Below are 21,047 nucleotides of genomic sequence, written 5' to 3' on the forward strand. Positions count from 1 at the left end.
GAACCAACACCCACTGTGAACAGTAACGACCGAACCATCGTCGGACTCGCAATGCTCGCACATGCGATGGTTCACACCTACGAACTCTCCTTTCCCATCTTCCTCACCGTCTGGCTGTCGGAGTTCGGCACCACGACGGGAACGCTGGGTATCGTCGTGGGCGTCGGCTACGCACTGTTCGGACTCGGGGCACTCCCGGGGGGTGTCCTCTCCGATTCCTACGGCTCGCGTAGCCTCATCGTCCTCTGTCTGTTCGGGATGGCCGGGTCGTTCCTCCTGCTCTCGGTGTCGCCAACGCTCCCAGTGGTCGCGTTGGCGCTCGTGTTGTGGGGGCTTTCGGCCAGCGTCTACCATCCCGCCGGACTCGCATTGTTGAGCAAAGGCGTCAGCGAACGCGGAAGCGCGTTCGCCTATCACGGCATGGCCGGAAACTTCGGCATCGCCTTCGGCCCCTTGGCGACGACGCTCCTCTTGCTCGCGTTCGACTGGCGAACCGTCGTCGGAATCCTTGCGGTTCCAGCCCTCATCGCGGCGTTTCTCGCGTTTCGAACCGACATCGACGAATCCGCGGCGGTCGAGGGACAGGAAACCCGCGCCGACGGCGGGGTTTCCTCCCTTTCCGACTTCCTCGGCACGTCCCGAACCCTGTTCGCCGGATGGTTCATCGCCGTTTTCGGCGTCGTCATGATGTCCGGACTGTACTACCGCGGCGTACTGACGTTCCTCCCCGACCTGCTCGGTGACCTGCCGATGTTCGCTCCTGTCGATTTCGCCGGGGAATCGCTGGAACCGGCACGATACCTCTACGCCGGTCTGCTGACTGTCGGAATGGCTGGACAGTACGTCGGCGGCAAACTGACCGACAGGGTCGAGAACGCCCGCGCAATCGCGGTGGCGTTCGGACTGCTGGCGGTCATCGCACTCGTGTTCGTGCCCGCCTCGAACGCCGGACTCGCGCCACTGCTCGCGGTCAGTTTCGTCCTCGGATTTTGTCTGTTCGTCGTGCAACCGCTCTATCAGGCGACCGTTGCAGAGTACACGCCACCCGAAGCACGCGGGATTTCCTACGGCTACACCTATCTCGGTGTCTTCGGTGTCGGCGCGCTCGGCGCGACAATCGCTGGCGTCGTTCTCCAGTACTTCTCCTCGACCGTGCTCTTCGCCGTCCTTGCTGGATTCGCAGTCGTGGCGTCCCTACTCGGAACTCTGCTGGCGTTCAGAGGCCCGAGCGCCAGTTGAGGCGAGATGCTTTCCAACTTCGTCCATCACTTTCCCCTCCGCACGGGCGAGATGCTCCCACGCCGTCGTCGATGCTATCCCGACTGTGTCGGCGATGTCCTCGATACTCGTCTCCTTTTTCGGGCGATAGTAGCCGAGTCCGATGGCCGTTCCGAGCACCTCGCGCTGTCTTTGGGTTAGTTCGGACAGCACGCGGGAGAACTCCAACTGTTCTTGTTCTCCTACTTGGTCAACTTCGACATTCCTGACGAGGTCGGTGTCGTTGCCTGCTCGTTCGAGCGAGACGACGATTTCGTTCAAATCATCGGATTCATCCAAAAATAGCGTCCACTGCTCCCACCCCGCCGTGATGGTTGCCCCAGTTCGGTAGTGGACGCCCAAATCGGTCAACCGCTGTGAAATGCTGTCCCACTGATAGCTGTCGATGGTGACGGCCACGAGGACGCGGGGAACGTCGAGTGGCGTCAACGGATCCACTTTCAACACTGCCGGTGCGGCGGCGAACTCATCGAGGAATCCAGCGATGGCGGATTCCGGGCCGGTTAGCTCGATGATGCGTTTTCGCTCGGCAGCACTTCCAGTCATCGAGGAGACGGAGCGAATCGTAATTGTTGGATAGTCGGCGCTGATGTCGCTCTCGGGTTCGCCGTGGTGGCGAATCCGGAGCGTCACTTCTCGCATGCGCGTAGTTTACGAAACCGAACGAAGTGAAGCTTCGCATTGAGATAGTTAAAATAGTAACTGATTATACTATTGTTGTATCGCAAATTCATCCGACAATTTTGGAATGCGGATATATTCGGGTGTATAACGAAGTGGGTTTGCTTGTGTGTACCAATGTACTATGGGAACTAGTGGCAAAATCTCGGACGAAGACGTGAGCGGGCCGGTGGTCGACCGCCGGACGACGATGAAACTCCTCGGCGCGGCAGGTATCACCAGTTTGGCCGGTTGTACCGGTGACGGTGGCGATGGCGGTGGCGGCAGTGGTGACGGGAGCGGAAACGGCGACGGAACGACCGGCGTCCCCTCGGAGGGTCAGCGCGGTGGCCGACTCAGCGCCGGTTGGTTCACCGGCAGTATCGACGTGTTAGATCCGCCGTTCATCAGCGTCGGACAGTATTTTCAAGTGGCCGCAAACGTGTTTAACGGCCTCGTCACGCTGAAACAAGACCTCACGATTCGCGGCGACCTCGCAAAGGACTGGACGGTCAGCGACGACGGAACGAAGTTCACGTTCAACCTCCGCGAGGGCGTGAAATTCCACGACGGGTCGGATTTCACCGCCGAGGACGTGGAGTACACCATCAACCGAACGATTTCCGAGGAAGCACCCGCGGCCTCGAAGTTGGAATCGCTCAAACCGCTGGACGACGACGGCGTCGTCGTCCAAGACGACTACACGGTCGAACTCAACTTTGCGGAACCGATGGCTCCCGCCCTCATCTACCTCACGCGAGGCCCCGGTCGCGCGGCGACAATCGTCTGCAAGGATGCAATCGAGGAGATGGGCGCGGAAGCGTACAAAACGAAACCGGTCGGTACCGGCCCGTTCAAAGTGACGGAACACGAAATCGGTTCCGGCGTCACTCTCGATGCCTTCGAAGAGTACTTCGAAACGGACAGCGAAGGCAACGCGCTTCCCTACTTGGACGGCATCGACATCAGGCCGATTCCGGAACCCGCGACCCTCGTGAACGCGCTCCGGAGCGGCGACATCGACTTTGCGAACCTCATTCCGCTCCAGAACGTCTCGAAGGTGGAGCAAGCGAACGGCGTCGAAAAACTCGACGCGCCGGGTATCAACTGGTATGGCTTCGCCATGAACCAGCGCAGAGAGCCGTTCAGTTCGCAGAAAGCCCGCATGGGTATCGCCAAATCCATCGACAACGAGGCCTTTGTGAACGCGGCCTACTTCGGCAACGCGCTCCCCGACACCGGGCCTATCAACAAGGCGACCAACTGGGTCTGGCGCGACGACAAACCGACCGACCAGCAGTACGACCCCGAGGCCGGGAAACAACTCCTCCGAGAGGCCGGTGCGGAAGGGGCGTCGTTCCACATCCTCACTGACCAAAGTAGCCTTCGCGCCGCGAAGGCGATGCGCCAGCAGTTGAACAAAGCCGGGTTCGACGTCAGCATCGAACAGGTGACCAGTTCGACCTACTGGGAGCGCTATGAAACCGGCGATTACGACACGACCATCAGCGGCAGTGTCGGCGACCCAGACCCCGACCAGTCGCTCTGGAACTTCTACCGCAAACCGGACGACGGCGGCGTCTGGAACTGGGTGAACTTCGAGAATCAAAAAGCCCACGACCTGCTTTCGAAACAGCGCACGGCGTTAGATCGCGAGAAACGTAAACAGGCGCTTCACGAGTTAGAAGACCACCTCATCAAGCAGGTTCCACACGCCTACCTGATGCACCAGAACGACATCGCCGCGAAACGCTCCACCATGAAGGGTTTCACCCACATCCCCTTCTTGCGTAACTTCCACACAACGTGGGTCGAGGAGTAGATGCGCCAGTACGTCGCAAAACGGGTAGTTCACGCTGGCTTCATCATGTGGCTCGTTGCAACCACGGTGTTTTTCGGCCTCCGCATGATTCCGGGCGGCCCGGTTCGAACCATGCTCGGACAGGAGGCCACGCCGCAGGCCGTGGCCGCCCTCCGCGCCGAACTCGGCCTCGATAGGCCGCTTTACGTGCAGTATTTCGACTGGCTGTTGGACATGGCCACACTGAACTTCGGCCAAAGCCTCAGCACCGGTCAATCCGTTACAACCTTGATGGGACAAGCCGCGCCGAGAACACTTTCGATAGGTATCCTCGCCATCATCGTCGGCCTCGGCATTGCGGTCCCGACCGGTATCATCAGCGCGACTCGCAAGGGCGAAGGTGTCGATTACGTCGCCACGGTGGCGGCGTTCCTTGGCGTCTCCATGCCAGCCTTCTTCGTCGGCATCCTGCTGGCGTTGGTGTTTGGCGTCTGGTTCAGCGTGCTTCCGGTGTACGGCTATACCCCACTGAGCGAGGGCTTCGTGCCGTGGTTCGAGCGCATCCTGCTCCCCGGAATCGCGGTCGGATTGCCATACGCCGCGGTCGTGATGCGGATGATGCGCTCGTCGCTACTGGAAGTGCTGACCAAGCCGTACATTCGAACTGCCCGCGCGAAAGGCGTCAGTAACCGCGTGCTGCTGTACAAACACGCGCTCCAGAACGCGATGATTCCCGTGATTACCGTCGCAGGTATCCAACTCGCACTGGTTTTGGTCGGCAGTGTCACGGTCGAACTGGTCTTCGGCATCCAAGGTCTCGGGCGACTGCTCGTCGATTCGATGCTCGACAGAAACTACCCGGTGACGCAAGCGGTCATCCTCATCGTCGCCGCCGTGATGGTGTTCACGAACCTCGCGGTTGACCTTATCTACACGGTTATCGACCCGCGCATCGGCTACGGAGGCTCACAATGACGGAACACACTGAACCAGGCGTCGGCCCGAACACGCCCGCCGAACCCGGGCCGTCCGACGTTCCACCCGAATATCAGGAGGAAGAACAGTACGAAGAACACAAAACCACCCGACAGCGAGTCGTCGAGGGCATACTGGAAGACAAGATGGCCCTGTTCGGGGCCATCGTCGTCGTCCTGTTCATCTTTACGGCGGTGTTCGCACCCTACGTCGCACCCCACGACCCGGAAGCCACGTTCGGCTTCATGCAGGAGCCAAACAGCTATTCGGAAGGAAACTATGATGACGACCCCGGAACTGAACGCGTCTGGCATGCACTCGGAACCGATTCGTTCGGCCACGACGTCCTCTCGCGGATGATTTACGGCGCGCGCGTTTCCCTTCTCGTTGCGCTTGCGACGGTGGCAGTCGCGTTCACGCTCGGCACGGCGATTGGCCTCCTCGCCGGATTCTACGGCGGATGGGTCGATAGCGTGCTGATGCGCTACGTGGACTTCCAGTGGGCGTTTCCCGAACTTATCTTAGGTGTCGGTATCATCGCCCTCTCCGGCGGGTTGGGCGTCACGAACGTCGTCATCGCAATCGGTATCGCGTACATCGACGATTTCGCCCGCCTCGTCAGGGGTGAGGTGCTGTCGCTCCGCGAGGAGGAGTACGTCATGGCGGCCCGCGCAATCGGCATGAGCAACCGCAGAATCATGACCCGCGAAATCCTGCCGAACGCGGTCGCGCCGCTCATCGTGCAGGCGACGCTGATGATTCCGCTTGCAATCCTCGCGGAGGCTGGCCTGTCCTTCCTCGGACTCGGCGTCAAGCCGACGACCCCGACGTGGGGCCTGCTCCTCTCGGACGGACGGCAGTTCATCGGCGATGCGTGGTGGATTAGCGTCATGCCCGGCCTCGCAATCATGCTGACGGTACTCGCGTTCAACATGCTCGGCGACGGCCTGCGCGACGTGTTTGACGTGAGCGAAGGGGAGGTAGAGAGCAGATGAGCCTCCTCGAAGTCGAAAATCTGCACACTCGATTCCCGACGCCGAGAGGAACGGTTGACGCCGTGAACGAGGTTGACCTGCGAATCGAACCCGGCGAAATCGTCGGTCTCGTCGGCGAGTCTGGCTCTGGAAAGAGCGTCCTCGCTGACACAATCATGGGCATCGTGGAAGAGCCGGGCGAAATCGCGGGTGGTGACATCCGACTACACGGGGATTCACTGCTCGAACTGCCCGAATCGGAGCGCAGGGAAATCCGCGGCGGGACGATTTCCATGGTGTTCCAAGACCCGATGAATAGCCTCAACCCGACGCTGACCGTCGGCGAGCAGATTGCGGAAATGGTTCGCCTCCACCAACCAGTCGGCGAGTCGATTAGCCTCCCCGCCGAACTCAAACGCAAACTCATCGGCTCCTCGAAAAACGGCGAGGCGTGGCGGAAGGCCATCGAGATGTTAGAAAGCGTCGAGATTCCGGAACCGGAAAGTCGGGCGACCGACTTTCCGCACGAATTTTCGGGCGGCATGCGCCAGCGGGCGATGATTGCCATGGCGCTCGCCGCCGAACCGGATTTGCTCATTGCGGACGAACCGACGACGGCGCTCGACGTAACGATTCAGGCCCAGATTCTGGACGAACTCCGGGATTTGAAAGACGCATTCGACACGGCAATTTTGCTCATCACGCACGACCTCGCGGTCGTCGCGGAGGTCTGTGACCGCGTGAACGTGATGTACGCCGGAAAAATCGTGGAGCGTGCGGAGACGGGAGAACTGTTCCGCAATCCACAGCATCCCTACACGCAGGGACTCATTGCCAGCACGCCTCGACTCGATGCACCGACCGAGGCACTGCAACCAATCGAGGGGAACGTCCCCGACCTCATCGATATTCCCTTCGCGTGCCACTTTGCACCGCGCTGTCCGGAGGCGACGCGGGAGTGTTACGAAATCGACCCTGATTTCAGACCGGTCGGAAGTTCGGCGGAGTACGGAACGAAAGACGACGGCCACGTCGCGGCCTGCCTCCGCCGCGGGCCACAGGAGGAACGATTATGAGCATGCAGACGACCAGACAGAAAAAACGAACCGACGGCGAACCGCTCCTGACCGTGCGCGGACTGAAAAAACATTTCGACCAGTCCAGCGGCGTCCTCGATAGATTGGTCGGCGACACGGGGAGCGTCCGAGCAGTCGATGGTGTTGACCTCACGGTTCACGAGGGCGAAACGCTCGCAATTGTCGGCGAATCTGGCTGTGGCAAATCGACCCTCGGTCGGACGGTTCTCAACCTCCACAACGCGACGGCGGGGTCGGTAACCTACCGCGACGAGGAAATCTCCGAACTGTCGGCGGGCGAGATGCGCCCGTTCCGTAGAAACCTCCAAATGATATTCCAAGACCCGCTGGCCTCGCTGAACCCGCGCCAGACGGTCGGCGAAATACTCACCGCACCAATGGAGGTTCACGGAATCGGGGAAAACAGCGAGGAACGACTGGAACGCGCGAAAGAACTACTCCAGCGAGTCGGCCTCAAACCGGCCCACATCGACCGCTACCCGAACCAGTTTTCGGGCGGCCAGCAACAGCGCGTCGGCATCGCTCGCGCGCTGTCGTTGGAACCCGAACTAATCATCGCCGACGAACCGGTTTCCGCGCTGGACGTGTCCGTGCAGGCCCAAATCCTCAATCTACTTTCCGAACTGCAAGACGAGTTCGGTCTGTCGCTCGTCTTCATCGCGCACAACTTGAGCGTCGTTCGCCATGTTGCCGACCGCGTGGCGGTGATGTATCTCGGCAAAATCGTGGAAACCGCGCCCGTCGAGGAACTGTACGATAATCCACAGCACCCCTACACGAAATCACTGCTATCGGCAGTGCCGCGAATCGACCCCGGCGACCGCGACGAGCGAATCATCCTCGAAGGAACGGTTCCCTCACCGCTGAACCCGCCATCCGGATGCCGGTTCCACACGCGCTGTCCGATGGTGATTCCGCCGGAAGAGTGGGCCGGAACCGAGGAGAATTTCCGGGCCGCATTTACGTTCCGAAACCGCGTCTTGTCGGGCGAACTCGACCCCGACGCGGCCAAAACTCGGCTTTCGGCGGAGGGCAAAAATACCGACGACGAAACCGTCGCGTCGTATCTCGCAGAGCAGCTGCTTCCCTGCTCTCCGGCAGACCTGCCGCCGAACGCGGCGGATGCAGTTTGGGAGGCTGTAGACGCGCTGGCAACTGAACAGCGCGAGCGGGCGGAGGATGTCGTAACTACGGCCTTTCCCTCGCCGTGCGAGCGGGAAACGCCGCAGTCAGTGTCGGCTGATGAGGGTCATATCGCAGCCTGTCATCGCGTCGAGTCCGGAAATTAGCCGGAGTTCTACTCTGTTTGCTCCTCGTCGGAACTGGCCGATTCCGATTCATCGGCCAGTGAAACCACGCGGCCACCACAGTTTGAACACTCGGATTTCCCGATGTAAAACCGCTTTTCGCAGTTTTCACACTCGTACTTCGCCTCCTCGGCCGCCACGGACTCGGAGGTTTTCTTGAACTCCTCGACTTTTCGACCGAGATTTTTGAACAGGCTCATCGCTAACACTCAGCAAGAGGCGTATCTGCGGGATAAATCTTGCGTGAAATTTAGCATGTTTGACCGACACGATCCGTTTCGGAAAATACGGCGTACTTCCGCCTCCAATCAGCTAAAACGAGTGCCGGTGCCATCCGCCGTCAACCGGCAAAACGAACCCGTAATTCCGAGACGAAATGACCACACGGTACACCCTCCCGGACGAGTTCTTCCGCGACTGTGCGACCCAGACCGCTACTTGCCGCCATCACGTAGGCCCGCTTTCCGTCGAGTTGTAAATCCATGAGAGCGATGTATTCGAGATGAATATATTATTTTTATTTATAAATATAGTTGATGAGTATGACAATTGATGTCTAACGAATATCCGCCTGTTTGCGGATTTTCAGTCGAAAATCCGCTCCTTCGAGGACTCGCTGAATCCGTCACTCGCGGCTTTCGCGGTTTCGTACACACTCCTGAGTTCCGCGATTGGTTCCTCGTGTGCATCGACCCGCAAATCGTGATGGGCCATCGTCTGCGGAGCCTTCACCATCACCGCCGCGGACGTGTGACCGCGCTTGTCTCCACCTGCTTCCTTTCCGGCGGCCAGCGCGTCGATGAGTCGGGAAACGAGGTCGTCCTCGCCGTCCTCTGCGACGAAGGTTTCAACCATTGCGTCCAGCGTCTCCTCGCCGACGAGCATATTTCCGGCGACAGTCAGGTCGTGCTCCTCGTGAACCTGATGCCCGAACCAGCCATCACAGCCATCGCCTGAATAGGCGAAGGAGTTGCCGCGCGCGTCGAGTCCGTGAACCTGTCGGAGATGGCTGTGGTCGTCCTGTTCGAGCAGTCCCTCCAAGGCGTCGTCCACGGCGATATCGGGAAGGAGCGCGATGCCACGCCGTCCGAGTCGCACGTTGACGAAACTCTGCGTGCTGATAACGCCATCGTGGTTGATACAGGGCGCTAGCGCCCCGACAGCCGGTGCATCGGTCGAAACGGCGACCCCGAAACTGGTTCCCTCGTCTGTTTCCTCACGGACGCAAATCGAGAACGTCATACGTTCTCATTGCACCAGCCTCTCCTAAGCCCGCCCCCGAAACTATTTGGTGGGCACTTTAGGCCTCCTTCCGAGTATGGCATGGTATGACGAAACCAGATTTAGACCGGTTCACGTCTCGACGTTCTACCGCCTACGCGCCGAACGGAATCGTCGCAACGAGCCAACCCCTTGCGGCGCAGGCAGGCGTCTCTATTCTTCAGGAGGGGGGCAACGCGTTCGACGCCGCAGTCGCCACCGCCGCGGCACTCAACGTCGTCGAACCGACGAGCACCGGACTTGGCGGAGACGTATTCGCACTCTATCGAACCGCAGACGGCGAGGTCGGCGCGATGCGAAGTTGCGGCGGTGCGCCCGCCGACGCGACCATCGAAAACGTTCGTTCCGCCATCGAAACCCACGACGACCCGACGGAATGGTATCCGGAAAACCGCGGCTATGCAGTCGATGACACCGACGACACGGACGACCTCGGAATGCCGTTTCTCGGTCCGCACGCGGTAACTGTTCCCGGAACTGCGCGGGGGTGGGAGGCGACTGTCGAACGACTCGGAAACTGTTCGCTCGGTGAGACGCTCCAACCTGCTATCGACTACGCAATCGGTGGCTACCCCGTCTCGGAAGTTATCGCATCCCACTGGACTGGTGCGGAGAGCCTCTTTACCTCCGACCACGCGCGGGAAGCATTTTTGGAAGACGGCGATGCTCCCAAAGTCGGCGAAACGATGACACTGCCGCGACTCGGCGAAAGCCTTCGCCGAATCGCGGAGGAGGGTGCGGACGTGCTGTACGAAGGCGACATCGCCGAGAAAATTGCGGAAGAAGTGCAGTCACAGGGCGGCTTCCTGACGGTGGACGACCTCACCGAGTTCGAACCCGAGTTCATCGACCCGGTTTCGACGACGTATCGAGGAGCCGAGATTTTCGAACTCCCGCCGAACAATCAGGGACTCATCGCCCTCGAAGCGCTCAACATCGCCGAGGAAATCGGTGCGGGTGACCACCCACTCGATTCGCCGGAGCGCGTTCACTCCTTCGCGGAAGCGATGAAACTCGCCTTCCACGACGGTCACCGATACATCACCGACCCGGAATACGAGGAAATCCCGCCGCTCGCCTCCGATTCGTGGGCGAAAAAACGGGCGGAACACGTCGGTGAAACGGCGAACCACGACGTGAGCTTCGGTGTTCCGGATGCCCACGCGGAAGACGCCGACACCGTCCTGCTCTGCGTTGCGGACGACGAGGGCAACGTCGTTTCCTACATCAACTCCCGATTCGCCGGATTTGGCTCGGGACTCGTCGCTGGCGACACCGGAATTGCCCTCCAAAATCGCGGGGCGTCGTTCTCGCTCGACCCAGACCATCCGAACAGCCTCGAACCCGGAAAGCGACCGTTTCACACGCTCGTTCCCGCACTCGTCAAATTCGGCGAAGACGACTGGGCCGCCTTCGGCGTGATGGGCGGGTACATGCAACCACAGGGCCACGCGCAGGTCATCTCGAACATCGTGGATTACGACATGCCGCTACAGGCCGCGCTGGACTACCCGCGCTGGCGCTACCGAGAAGAAGGGACGCTCGCAGTCGAAGGACGAACTGACGGCAATCTCTCGTCGAAACTCGTCCGAAAAGGACACGACGTGCGAGTGCTTCCGCCGTCGCTCTTTGGCGGCGCGCAAATCGTGCGAAACGAAAACGGCGTGATCTCCGGCGCAACCGAACCGAGAAAAGACGGGACTGCAACCGGTTACTGAGTTACTCTTCGTCGTCTTCGGTTTCTTCGTCGTCTTCTGTCTCTTCTTCTTCAGTTTCTGCTTTGTCCGCTGTTTCTTCCGTCTCCTCTCCGTCTTCGCTTTCGGCCTCTTCACCTTCGTCGTCTTCCGCTTCCTCCACGTCCCATTCGTCGTCTTCCGCCTCGGAACTGCTGTCCGTATCTTCGATTTCGATTTCCATCGGCCCGCCGCTCCGCCCGAGGTCGCCGAGTTCTTCGCGCAGGTTCGGCTTGCTCCCCTTCTTTGCGAAAAGGTAGCCCGCGATGAACGAAAATCCGAGGAGCAAGAGCGTTTTGAGTCCCGACCCCGACTCCGCTGAACTCTCGCTCGATTCCTCGCCGTCTGCCTCTGTCGTGTCGTCGGCCATACCCTTCTGTTGGCGGGTGAGTGACTTTTCCGTTGTGGTCGGGCGGCGAGATTGCCGTCTTCGTATCGTCGTCACTCACCGTCGAATTTCCTCGAAAAACACCGTCGGGCCGGGTGTTCCCAGTCCCCCCGAACCCGTTTAAACTTCCGCGTCCGCTTCGACGGCCGAATCGTTTCTCGTCTCGGTCGTCGAGTCGGACTCCTGCATCTCGCGGAGTTCGGTCTCGACTTCCTGACGCCCTTTCTTGAACTCGCCCATCGCTTCGCCCGTCGAGCGTGCGAGTTTTGGAATCTTGTTAGCACCGAAGAGAAGGACTGCGATGAGCAGAATCACCGCGAGTTCCATCCCACCGGGAATTGGCCCGAACAGCGGAATCGTTTCAACTACCATCTGTGATAAACAATCACACGTGGGTATTTATAGGCTTTTTGCCCTTCGATAGATGATAACATACATATTGTGTAAAAGTAACGCACGAAATCGAGCAGTCAGTTCGTGGTTTCTTCTACGAACTTCACCACTGCCTCAGTTCCCTGAAAGCCCTCCGCCATTCGCCCGATGAGGTCGCCGTCTTCGAGCAGGAGGAGGGTCGGAACGCTCCGAATATCGTACTCTTCCACCAGCGAGAGGTCGTTTCCGGGGTTGACCATCACCACCGTTGCGTCGGTTACGCGAGCCACGTTGCCGACCACCGGTTCGATGGCCTGACAAAGCGTGCATCCTTTCGTGTAGCAATCGACCAACACGAGGTCGTGGTCGGCGATGACCTCGGCGAGGTCATCGCCATCTTCCACTCGAAGCGGCTTTTCGGGGCTGTCGCTCACGGTCGAGGATACGAAGCGACCGCATTTGTCGCGTTCGATTTTCAGGAGAGAACGACTGAATCGTTGTTCTCTCCTAATAGAGGATGTTTACGGAACGCGGCTGACCGCGTCAGTCAGGCGTGTCGCTCGATTTCGGTACGGAGTTTCGATTCGATTTGGCTCACGCTCTCGTTCGTAAACGAAAGCTGTGTCCATCGCTCGTCTATGTCCGCCATTTCGGCGAGCAGACCGCCTCGTCGGTCGATTTCCAACTTAACTTCCAATCCGTTTTGGGTTTCCGTCGGAACGACTTCGAGTTCGTCCAGTTTGCCCGAGAACGGCCCGGAGTGGGGAACGAACTCCAATTCCTGCACGAACTTGCCCGAGAAGATGCTTCCCGGCGCTTTCTCGCATTTGGCGGTTCGGAGCGTGAAGCCGAGGGAATCCAGCGCGTCGAGGAACGTCGAAAGCTGCGGGCCGGGGTCGATTTGTACCGGGTCTTCGTCGTCGGGGTCAACCGCCCAGTCGATGTCTAAACCGGTTTCGAGCCAGACGTTCGTCCGACCGACCGTCACGGGCGTATCGACGGGCACGTCGATGGTAATCGGGAAGGTCTTCTCCTCGTCCGGGCCGATAGTGAACGGGTCGGCGACTTGGAACTTGTTGATGACGCCAGTTCTGGTGCTGTCATCGGTTTTGTATCGAGTCAGCAGGGCGAAGTAGATTGCATCGACTTCCTGTTCTGTCGTACCACCTTCGACGTGAACTTCGGCTTCGACCGACTCACCTGCGGTGAGCGTAGTTTTGGGGAGGATGGTATCGACGCGAGCGGAGCCAACTCCAACGCGGGAAAGGATTCGTTTCATTCCATCGGTAGTTCTGTCCATTTCGGATATAAGTTTTCTCAATGTGGGTAGCTATCGTTCGGCACGACTTTGTACTCCCATAACTCGTTTTCGAACGATGACCGACCCGGAACTAGCCGCCCGAAGATACGTCCTCTCGGAGCACACGGAAACTGTCACGTCTCTCCTCTGCTGTGCGGATTCCGTCGCCGAGTCGTGGAACGACGAGGCGACGGCTGACGAAACGAATGTGACAACCAACAGAAAACGTTCGACGACCGACCGAGAGGCGGTTGTCGAACCGCTTTCACGCACACTCCGCGAATACGGTCTGCTGGCGGAGTTCCCGACGGTTCTCTCCGGAGCGATATCCGCTGGCGGATTCTCGATGCAGGCCGCGCCGGTTCCCGCGCCACCATACGTTGCGATAACCAGTCGCGGCCCGGTTCTCCGGGCGACGGTTTCGGCAGGTCGATTAGTAATTTCGTTCCGGGTTTTCGATGTGGTTCGTGATGGTCACAATCGGTACGTTCGCGGAGCGAACGACCCGGAAACCGCGGTTTCGGTCGAACTCAAGTAGATTCCGTGTTCGTAGATGTGTGTGGAATAGTGCAATACGGCTCGGCACATCTCCAACAATTCATAAAATAAATCAAAGCAATCAGCCAAAAAATTAAACTCGGTAAGCTGTATCGTTCCCCTCGTGCCACTCAGTACCAGACGTAAGGTTCTCGCCAGCACGGGTGTCCTCCTCTCGGTTGGCGTCGTAACCGGCAACACAACCTCCGGGGCAGACCCCGAAACGACTTCCTCCCCAATCAGTGAACTCGACGGTCGAGTCGCACAGCAAGACTCTGCGGTTGAGGCAGTCGCCACCGACCTCGAAGTTCCGTGGGGTACCGACTTCGCTCCCGATGGAACGCTCTACTTTACGGAACGAACCGGTCGCGTCAACCGACTCGGTTCCGACGGCGTCGAACTGCTCGCCGAAATCGATGACACGAACGTCGTCGGCGAAGGTGGCCTGCTCGGTCTTGCGCTCCATCCGGAGTTCCCGACCACGCAGACCGTATTTCTCTTCCAAACGTACGAGAACGAGGGAATTTCACAGCGAATTCTTCGCTACCGTCTCGCAGACGGCGAACTCAAACGCGAAGCCGTGATTTTCAACGGTATTCCCGGCGCACAGCGACATACGGGTGGACGTCTCGCCTTCGGGCCGGACGGCTACCTCTACGCGACGGTCGGTGATGCGGACGAACCGGAGATGGCTCAGAACCCTGAGACACTTCACGGGTCGATTCTGCGACTCAAACCTGACGGGTCGGTTCCCGACTGCGAACGAGCGGTGTTCAGTTACGGCCACCGGAATCCGGAAGGACTCGCGTTCCACCCGGAAACGGGCGTCCTCTACAGCACCGAACACGGCCCGGACACGGACGACGAAGTGAATCGTATCGAGGCAGGGAACAACTACGGCTGGCCGGTCGTTACCGGCGAGAGCGACGACCCGCCATTCACCGACCCGCTCGCGTCGTACACTCCGACAATCGCCCCCGCGAGTGCCGCGTTCTACGACGGGGCGTTTTACTTCGGCGCACTGGCGGGCGAACACCTCCACCGAGTCACGTTCGATTCCGACGGCCGAACGGTCGAATCGGACGAGCGACTGTTCGACGGTGAGTTCGGCCGCATCCGAAGCGTCGTGGCTGGCCCAGACGGTCTTTACTTCACCACGAGCAACCGAGACGGTCGCGGGTCACCGGCGAGCGAGGACGACCGAATATTCCGGTGGACGCCTTAGGGCGGTTCCACACTGACGCTTCCGGCCGCACCACCTGCGACCGCGCCTTCGATTGCGACCAGCAGCGCCGCCAATGCGGGAAATAGGATTCCGAGTTGTCGGTCGTACACCGCGGCCAAATCGGTCGGAATTCCGCTCGTCGCTATGAGGTAGTTTAACCCCCAGAGCGCGCCGACCTCACTCCCCGGCGTCGCCATGGTGTAGCCGAGAACGAGCGCGAGTGCGATACCGCCGACGACTCCGGCGAACAGGCCGTGGCGAATACCATCGCGCCAGTTTCCACCGGCGACTCGTCCGGCGACGTAGCCGCCGACAAGTCCGACGGTGAGAAGCGCGAGTGCGGCGGCTATTCGGACGTCCGGTGGGAGCGGGAGGGTCGCACCCACCGCAACCGCGAGGAGTTCGACCAGCACGCCCGCACCGACGGCTTTGACGCGCATGGCGTACGGTTAGCCTTCGACGTGGGAAGGCGTTTCGACGCGGTTGCTTTTCTCGCCGATTCGGCCTCCGGGTGTTAAGTCACTGTCCGCCGTAGCGGATGTATGGCGCAGGAACTCACGAGAGGCGTCTGGTTGCTCGAACTCGGTTTTCCCGTCTTCGGTGCGAACGCCTTTCTCGTGGACGACGGCGAGGTGACGCTGGTCGATGCGGGCCTGCCGTGGTTCGGCGTGCGCCGTGAACTCCGTGACGCGGGCTACGAAGTCGCGGACATCGACCGCGTGCTGGTTACGCACTACGACATCGACCACATCGGCGGCCTTCGAAACCTGCCCGACCTCGACGCGCCCGTGTTCGTCGGCCAGCGCGATGCCGACCTGCTTTCCGGAACCTACGACCCGCCGTTGTTCCACCACAAGGGGGCGTTCCATCGCCTCGCTCGCGTGCTCGTCCCGATTCCGGAGCGGTTCGAAATCCTGCCGTTGGAAGACGGCGCAGAAATCGGTGGATTCAGGGCGTATCACACCCCGGGCCACAATCCGGGACATACCGTCTACGTTCACGATGATTTGGAAGTCGGCTTGGTCGGCGACCTCGTCTGGGAGCGCAACGGCGCGCTGACGCCCCCGGAATGGTGGGACTCTTACGACACTCACGAAATTCGACGGAGTATCCGCCGATTCGCCGGATTGGTTCCGACAATCGACGTGCTCTGTATGGGCCACGGGACGCCGATTCTGCGCGATGGTTCGGACGTGCTTTTGAACCTCGTCCGTCGGCTGTGACGAGCGTCACGAAATCGAAATTCCTCCTTGCCGAAAATAAAACTTTTCTTACACAAAGGTCAGTACCCTCGAAGCCGAATCATACTTCGGAGAGTCGAATGGGGGTACGCTATCTCGTCACAGGGGCGACTGGCGCACTGGGGAGTGCCGTCGTCGAACGACTGCTGGAATCGAACCCGGACGACCAGATACGGGTGTTCGTCCGAAGCAAACGACGCTTCCGCGAGCGCTTCCCGAGCCTTCGCGTCGAAATCGTTCGCGGAAACGTTCTCACTCCGCTGAACGTGCGCCGGGCGGTTCGGAACGTGGACGTAGTTTTTCACTGCATCAATGTCCCGCTCACGAACTACTATCACACGCTCGAATCGGCGCGCCTGCTGGTCGCCGCCATCGGTGATGCCGACACGCACGTCGTCTACCCCGGAAATACGTGGGTGTTTGCGGTTCGAGAATCCCTGACAGAAGCGCCACCGATTTCGCCCGACACACCAATCGACCCCCCGTCCCGCGTGGCGAGAATCAAAGCCGAGGCCGAAGAGATGCTGTTTCGAGCGCCGTTTCCGGCGACGGTCGTCCACCTGCCGGATTTCTACGGCCCGGGTGTGACCAACGACCTCGCGCGCCCGTTGTTCGAACGTCCCATCGCCGATACAAACGTGCTGTTTCCCGCTCCTGTAGACGTTCCACACGAGTTCGTCTTCATCGAGGACGCGGCCCGCGCGCTGATTTCCGTGGCCGATTCGTTCCGTGAGGACTCGTCGCGGTGGGTCGAGGCCGACCGCCGATTCACCGTCGGAACTGAACCGACGACGGTTAGCGCTTTCGCGCAAAAGGTCTACGATATGGTCGGAACGAACGGACGAGTCAGGGGACTTCCGACGTGGCTGCTTCGGAGCGGTGCCCTGTTCAGCGATCGAATCGAGGTACTGAGCGAAATTATTCACGTTTTCACACATGATACGACGATGAACGGGAATGCGATTCGAGAACGAGACGGATTCGAACCACAGATCGACTACGAAACGGGCATCGACCGAACTGTCGCGTGGTTCGAGGGGGCACGATAATGGAACTGTGGAATCGGCGTTCGCGGGCGCTGTTCGCCGCCATCGGTCTCGGATTCGGTGGCTATGCGTTCGCCGTCGTTCTCGTCCTGTTCGCCGCAGGCGTGCTTCTCGCGGTCGGCGTTCCGGTCCTCGACCGGCCGTCTCTCACGGTGGCCGTTTCAATCGTCATGGGACAAGGTGTCGCCTTCGGCCTGTTCGCGCTGGCGTATTTGCGATACACCGGCAGAGGGTTCGACTACATCAAGGTTCGAGTTCCGACCATCCGCGATTTCGGCTGGACTGTCGGTGGTTTCGTCGTCTTCTACAGCGGCCTCATCGCTGTCTCTATCGTCCTCGCAACCTTCGGCATCCAGTCGGCACAGAACGAAATCGCCACGCTCGGGGAGCAAGACCCACGAGTTTTTCTCCTCCTGATTCCGCTCTCGTTCCTGCTTATCGGCCCGGGTGAGGAACTGCTCTATCGCGGAGTCGTTCAGGAACGACTCCGCGAATCGTTCGGCCGCTGGCCCGCCATCGCGCTGGCGAGTCTCATCTTCGCGTTCGTCCACGTCTTTTCGCTGCAAGGCCAAGATACGGGTGTCCTCGTCTATCTCGGCATCCTGTTCGTCCTTTCGCCGATTCTCGGTGCGGCCTACGAGTACACGAGAAATCTCGTCGTTCCGTCTCTGATTCACGGCGCGTTCAACGCACTTCAGTTCGGACTGGCGTATCTGATGACGACCGGCCAACTTCCCTCCTGATTTCTCGCCTTCGTTTCTCAGTTCGTTCGCTCCCATCGGACGATGAGAAACTCCGTGTAACCGCCGTATGCGATACCCAGCGACCCCATCCACCAGTTCCACTTTTCGGGAAGCGACTGCTCTTCGGGAGCGTCTCGTAGATTCGAAATAATTGCTTCCGCGGTCAGTTCGACGCCAGCGTCCGTTCGATACTCGCCCGAATCGACGAGGTCGCGCGCCTGTCGAACGACTACTCGTCGCGCTCCCTCGGGCGGGTCAAACTCCTCGCGCAGTCGTCGGTCGAGTTCCGTTGCGTCCATTTAATATCCCACTCCACGTCGAACTACCCATGCCGACGGTTTTCGCAGTGGACGAATACGAGGCACAGGAGTACGACGCCGTACTCGTGCAAAAAAACGCCGTGGTCTGCCTTAACGATGACCCACCGCTTGCTCGCGTCATCCCCTTCGAAAAGGTGAACCACGTCGATGCAGACCCCGAACTGCTGTTGACCGACTCCGAAATCCCGGATTCCTTCTTCGGCGGCGCGGAGTACGCTTTCGTAGATGTCTCCAAATTCAAGCGTATCCGACACCATCTGGAGGAGTTGGAACGAGAACAGTACTGATACTCACGGCTACGCTACAACTGTGACCACGTCGTCGTGATGTCGTGTCCCGGAACGTGCCACCGTTGTTCTGCAACCAGCGTGTCCCGTTTTCGGAGTTCGATACGCGCGTCGAACAGCGGAGACAGTTCCGTTACTACCGGCGATTCGTCCGATACGGGGAGATGAACGTGTTGAATGCCGCGAACGCCGCGAACCAGCGCCGAAGTCCCGCGAAGAAATCGAATCGTTTCGGGACGGTCGTTGGCTTCGAGTATCGATTCGAGTGAGTCGATGCAGACTCTGAGTTCCGCAGGGTCGAGTCCGTCGGCAACGGTATCGAAGTGGCTGATTGCGTGCGCGAGTTCGTCTTGCAGACGGCCGACCTCGCAGTCGCTAGTTCCGATGAATTGGCTTTCCGGTGGTATCGAACGGTCGTCTCCGGTAGATTCGATGATTTCGATGCTCTCGTCGCTTCGTCGCACGTTCGGCGGGAGACTGCGCTCTACGTGTTTGAGAGACGCATCGGTAAACACGAGGAGTCGTTTGCGGTCACGGTGCGGGTCGCCGAGCAGTCGCTGTGTCGCTTGCGCGGTGACGTACTCCGGCACCGCACCCGTCACCAACAGGGTACATCCCTGTCGTTTCAAGGCTTGTAGCGCGATGTCGAAGTCGCAGTCATCCTCGTTCCGACCGCCCTCTCGCACGAATGGCATCTGTACTGACACTCCGACGGATAATAATAAAGCTCTTACTAATTTAAAGAAAAATTATGGATCCTTTTAATGATGTTTCGGTTATTCTCGGCATACTGCACGGCCGTCCGTCCGCAGTTTCCTCGGTCAGCTTTCATCGCCCCCCGTTCGGCCCTGTTCCGCTTGGCTCTGTTTCCCTCGCCTTCGTTTTGTTCGACTCCGTTTCTGATTCGTCCTGCCCGTCCAGTTCATCCCGAACTTCCGATTCGTCCACCGCCGCGCGTTCGCCGGACACGGAATCAGTGCCCGCATACGCCGCCGGAATCGACTCCCCCTGCATCAGTTCCGGAAGCACGATACGGTTGAACTGCACGAGTAGTACGAGCAGTAACGGCCCGATAAACAGTCCGTACCATCCGAACAGCAACGGGCCGAAAATGTATGCGAACAGCATCAGGCCGACGTGTACGGTTCTTCCTCCTGTGTAGCGTCTGATGATTGCTTCCGTCGCGACATCCAACACGAGGACGACCCCCACGACGAACGCGAGCGGAAACCAGAGGGCGGTAATTCCGTCGCCGAGCGCACGAACGAGGAGCAACAGCGCGATTGGAACGTAGACGAGTTTCGTCCCGATGTGTGGCACGAGGCTGGCGATTCCCGTCAGCAGTCCGAGTAAAGTTGGGAGCGGAATCGACAGGCCCGCCGGGGCAACAACGTTGGCGAGGTTGTACGCAATTCCGGCGACGAGCGCGATGACGAATGCGTGGAGGATGCTTCCGAAGTACACCGTCTGGAGGTTGCTATCGACCGCCTTTCCGTAGGTGTAGACCGTCTCTTGCTCGCCATCGATTCGGTGACGAAACCACCGAACGAGTTTGTCGTCGTCTCGGAGCAGGTAGAACGCGAACGCCAGCGCGACGAACAACTGCAAAAGCGTGAGTCCGAACGCGCTCGCCATGTTTGCAACGCCACCGAGCAGTTCCGTCCCGCCAAGTTGGGTGAACACGCTTCGATTTTCGCGTGCGAGTTCGAGTATTCGCTGTGGGCGAACCGTCAGCGACGACAGGTCGAGATACGGTTGAAGCACGCCCTCGTAGCCAGCAATCGAGTTCCCCGCGATTCTCACGACTTCCAGCGCGCTGACCGCCACGGCGTAGGCGACCAACAGGAGGATTGGGAGCAAAATTGCGAACAGCGACGCGATTGCGGTGACGCCCGGATAGCCCAGTCGCGCTTCCAGTCGGTCGTAAATGGGCCGCGTGGCGTAGTACATGAACAGACCGAGTGCGAACGTCCCCGCGAAGGCGTAGAAAACGAACAACATTACCACTCCGAAAGCGACGCCGACGACCCACCACGCCAGACGGGCACGCTCGCGCAGTTGCCCCTCCTCTCCACTCATCGCACAGAGCTACGGTTCTCAGGCGTATATGGCTCCGGGTCGGTAGAGCACGAAAAACCAATCCCGCACGAACCGCCGAATAAGTGAGATATTTACGCACACCCCGCGACAGCATCATCCATGATGGACGCTTTCGCGGAACGAACCCGTCGGTGTCAACAGCGACTCAGAACGGTCGATGCCGACGCCGCCGTTCTGTTCCCAAGTACGAATCTCTTCTACGTCTCCGGATTCGAAGAACACCCCGGAGAACGACACCTCCTCCTGTTCGTCCCGGTTTCCGGTGACCCCGTTTTCGTCGTCCCGGACATGTACGGCGAGCAAATCGCCGACGAATCGTGGGTGTCCGACATCCGAACGTGGAGTGACGGGGACGATCCGCTCGAACTCGTCGGCGACGTCG

At 59.7% G+C, this 21,047-nt stretch carries 26 protein-coding genes; 14 read left to right on the top strand and 12 right to left on the bottom strand.

Going from position 1 to position 21,047, the window contains the following annotated elements:
• Nucleotides 1-51: 51 nt before the first annotated feature.
• Nucleotides 52-1,239: an MFS transporter gene (locus HL45_RS15770; protein ID WP_084157053.1), complete on the top strand. Its 1,188-nt coding sequence runs from the start codon at nucleotides 52-54 to the stop codon at nucleotides 1,237-1,239.
• Here HL45_RS15770 and HL45_RS15775 read toward each other — a convergent pair.
• Nucleotides 1,195-1,920 carry a helix-turn-helix domain-containing protein gene (locus HL45_RS15775; RefSeq protein ID WP_049972157.1) on the bottom strand — a complete coding sequence of 242 codons (726 nt, stop codon included), beginning with the start codon at nucleotides 1,918-1,920 and terminating at the stop codon, nucleotides 1,195-1,197. The genes HL45_RS15770 and HL45_RS15775 overlap by 45 nt on opposite strands.
• Nucleotides 1,921-2,083: 163 nt before the next feature.
• Between HL45_RS15775 and HL45_RS15780 the strand changes: the two genes are divergently transcribed.
• Genes HL45_RS15780 through HL45_RS15800 form a run of 5 tightly spaced genes read left to right on the top strand, consistent with a single transcriptional unit; the run spans nucleotide 2,084 to nucleotide 8,074 of the window.
• On the top strand, nucleotides 2,084-3,760 hold the full coding sequence (locus tag HL45_RS15780; protein ID WP_049972158.1) for an ABC transporter substrate-binding protein: 1,677 nt from the start codon (nucleotides 2,084-2,086) through the stop codon (nucleotides 3,758-3,760).
• Nucleotides 3,761-4,714 carry an ABC transporter permease gene (locus HL45_RS15785; protein WP_049972159.1) on the top strand — a complete coding sequence of 318 codons (954 nt, stop codon included), beginning with the start codon at nucleotides 3,761-3,763 and terminating at the stop codon, nucleotides 4,712-4,714.
• Nucleotides 4,711-5,709 carry an ABC transporter permease gene (locus tag HL45_RS15790; protein WP_049972160.1) on the top strand — a complete coding sequence of 333 codons (999 nt, stop codon included), beginning with the start codon at nucleotides 4,711-4,713 and terminating at the stop codon, nucleotides 5,707-5,709. The genes HL45_RS15785 and HL45_RS15790 overlap by 4 nt, the downstream gene beginning before the upstream one ends.
• The gene (locus tag HL45_RS15795) at nucleotides 5,706-6,764 is read left to right on the top strand and encodes an ABC transporter ATP-binding protein (RefSeq protein WP_049972161.1); all 1,059 of its coding nucleotides are present in this window, start codon (nucleotides 5,706-5,708) and stop codon (nucleotides 6,762-6,764) included. Before HL45_RS15790 ends, HL45_RS15795 begins: the two co-directional genes overlap by 4 nt.
• Nucleotides 6,761-8,074, top strand: a complete 1,314-nt coding sequence (locus HL45_RS15800; RefSeq protein WP_049972162.1) for an ABC transporter ATP-binding protein — start codon at nucleotides 6,761-6,763, stop codon at nucleotides 8,072-8,074. The genes HL45_RS15795 and HL45_RS15800 overlap by 4 nt, the downstream gene beginning before the upstream one ends.
• Before the next feature lie 8 nt (nucleotides 8,075-8,082).
• Here HL45_RS15800 and HL45_RS15805 read toward each other — a convergent pair whose 3' ends face one another.
• From HL45_RS15805 to HL45_RS15810, 3 genes are all read right to left on the bottom strand, one after another.
• A complete protein-coding gene (locus HL45_RS15805; protein WP_049972163.1) occupies nucleotides 8,083-8,292 on the bottom strand; it encodes a hypothetical protein in 210 nt (69 codons plus the stop codon).
• A gap of 140 nt (nucleotides 8,293-8,432) precedes the next feature.
• A complete protein-coding gene (locus HL45_RS22020; RefSeq protein WP_233274812.1) occupies nucleotides 8,433-8,576 on the bottom strand; it encodes a hypothetical protein in 144 nt (47 codons plus the stop codon).
• A 101-nt stretch (nucleotides 8,577-8,677) separates the two neighbouring features.
• A complete protein-coding gene (locus HL45_RS15810) occupies nucleotides 8,678-9,334 on the bottom strand; it encodes a DUF1028 domain-containing protein (RefSeq protein WP_049972164.1) in 657 nt (218 codons plus the stop codon).
• An 86-nt stretch (nucleotides 9,335-9,420) separates the two neighbouring features.
• Here HL45_RS15810 and ggt point away from each other — a divergent pair, with 86 nt between their 5' ends.
• Entirely contained in the window at nucleotides 9,421-11,091 is a 1,671-nt protein-coding gene (gene ggt / locus HL45_RS15815; protein WP_049972165.1) for a gamma-glutamyltransferase, read from the top strand.
• A 1-nt stretch (nucleotide 11,092) separates the two neighbouring features.
• On the opposite strand, the gene HL45_RS15820 is transcribed toward ggt, so the two are convergent.
• From HL45_RS15820 to HL45_RS15835, 4 genes are all read right to left on the bottom strand, one after another.
• Entirely contained in the window at nucleotides 11,093-11,476 is a 384-nt protein-coding gene (locus HL45_RS15820; RefSeq protein WP_049972166.1) for a hypothetical protein, read from the bottom strand.
• A 138-nt stretch (nucleotides 11,477-11,614) separates the two neighbouring features.
• Nucleotides 11,615-11,866 carry a Sec-independent protein translocase subunit TatA/TatB gene (locus HL45_RS15825; RefSeq protein ID WP_049972167.1) on the bottom strand — a complete coding sequence of 84 codons (252 nt, stop codon included), beginning with the start codon at nucleotides 11,864-11,866 and terminating at the stop codon, nucleotides 11,615-11,617.
• 98 nt (nucleotides 11,867-11,964) lie between these two features.
• A complete protein-coding gene (locus tag HL45_RS15830; protein ID WP_211250881.1) occupies nucleotides 11,965-12,300 on the bottom strand; it encodes a thioredoxin family protein in 336 nt (111 codons plus the stop codon).
• 113 nt (nucleotides 12,301-12,413) lie between these two features.
• Entirely contained in the window at nucleotides 12,414-13,145 is a 732-nt protein-coding gene (locus tag HL45_RS15835) for a sporulation protein (protein ID WP_049972169.1), read from the bottom strand.
• Nucleotides 13,146-13,242: 97 nt separating this feature from the next.
• Here HL45_RS15835 and HL45_RS15840 point away from each other — a divergent pair, with 97 nt between their 5' ends.
• A complete protein-coding gene (locus HL45_RS15840) occupies nucleotides 13,243-13,704 on the top strand; it encodes a hypothetical protein (protein ID WP_049972170.1) in 462 nt (153 codons plus the stop codon).
• 123 nt (nucleotides 13,705-13,827) lie between these two features.
• Complete coding sequence (locus HL45_RS15845; RefSeq protein WP_049972171.1) at nucleotides 13,828-14,928, top strand: PQQ-dependent sugar dehydrogenase; 1,101 nt, start codon at nucleotides 13,828-13,830, stop codon at nucleotides 14,926-14,928.
• Here the strand turns inward: HL45_RS15845 and HL45_RS15850 are convergent.
• Nucleotides 14,925-15,368: a hypothetical protein gene (locus HL45_RS15850; protein WP_049972172.1), complete on the bottom strand. Its 444-nt coding sequence runs from the start codon at nucleotides 15,366-15,368 to the stop codon at nucleotides 14,925-14,927. The genes HL45_RS15845 and HL45_RS15850 overlap by 4 nt on opposite strands.
• A gap of 102 nt (nucleotides 15,369-15,470) precedes the next feature.
• Between HL45_RS15850 and HL45_RS15855 the strand changes: the two genes are divergently transcribed.
• From HL45_RS15855 to HL45_RS15865, 3 genes are all read left to right on the top strand, one after another.
• Entirely contained in the window at nucleotides 15,471-16,151 is a 681-nt protein-coding gene (locus HL45_RS15855; RefSeq protein ID WP_049972173.1) for an MBL fold metallo-hydrolase, read from the top strand.
• Between the two features lie 98 nt (nucleotides 16,152-16,249).
• The gene (locus HL45_RS15860; RefSeq protein ID WP_049972174.1) at nucleotides 16,250-17,218 is read left to right on the top strand and encodes an NAD-dependent epimerase/dehydratase family protein; all 969 of its coding nucleotides are present in this window, start codon (nucleotides 16,250-16,252) and stop codon (nucleotides 17,216-17,218) included.
• Nucleotides 17,218-17,958 carry a CPBP family intramembrane glutamic endopeptidase gene (locus HL45_RS15865; RefSeq protein WP_049972175.1) on the top strand — a complete coding sequence of 247 codons (741 nt, stop codon included), beginning with the start codon at nucleotides 17,218-17,220 and terminating at the stop codon, nucleotides 17,956-17,958. The genes HL45_RS15860 and HL45_RS15865 overlap by 1 nt, the downstream gene beginning before the upstream one ends.
• A gap of 17 nt (nucleotides 17,959-17,975) precedes the next feature.
• On the opposite strand, the gene HL45_RS15870 is transcribed toward HL45_RS15865, so the two are convergent.
• Nucleotides 17,976-18,257: a hypothetical protein gene (locus HL45_RS15870; protein ID WP_049972176.1), complete on the bottom strand. Its 282-nt coding sequence runs from the start codon at nucleotides 18,255-18,257 to the stop codon at nucleotides 17,976-17,978.
• A 29-nt stretch (nucleotides 18,258-18,286) separates the two neighbouring features.
• Between HL45_RS15870 and HL45_RS15875 the strand changes: the two genes are divergently transcribed.
• Nucleotides 18,287-18,565 (top strand): hypothetical protein, encoded by a 279-nt coding sequence (locus HL45_RS15875; protein ID WP_049972177.1) that lies wholly within the window; start codon nucleotides 18,287-18,289, stop codon nucleotides 18,563-18,565.
• Between the two features lie 14 nt (nucleotides 18,566-18,579).
• Here HL45_RS15875 and HL45_RS15880 read toward each other — a convergent pair whose 3' ends face one another.
• Nucleotides 18,580-19,260 (bottom strand): DUF7504 family protein, encoded by a 681-nt coding sequence (locus HL45_RS15880; protein ID WP_049972178.1) that lies wholly within the window; start codon nucleotides 19,258-19,260, stop codon nucleotides 18,580-18,582.
• Between the two features lie 133 nt (nucleotides 19,261-19,393).
• Complete coding sequence (locus tag HL45_RS15885) at nucleotides 19,394-20,644, bottom strand: AI-2E family transporter (protein WP_084157047.1); 1,251 nt, start codon at nucleotides 20,642-20,644, stop codon at nucleotides 19,394-19,396.
• Between the two features lie 123 nt (nucleotides 20,645-20,767).
• Here HL45_RS15885 and HL45_RS15890 point away from each other — a divergent pair.
• On the top strand, nucleotides 20,768-21,047 hold a 280-nt coding region (locus HL45_RS15890; protein ID WP_368085945.1), incomplete at its 3' end, for an aminopeptidase P family N-terminal domain-containing protein.

This window comes from Haladaptatus cibarius D43 (assembly GCF_000710615.1).
Taxonomy (GTDB): Archaea; Halobacteriota; Halobacteria; order Halobacteriales; family Haladaptataceae; genus Haladaptatus; species Haladaptatus cibarius.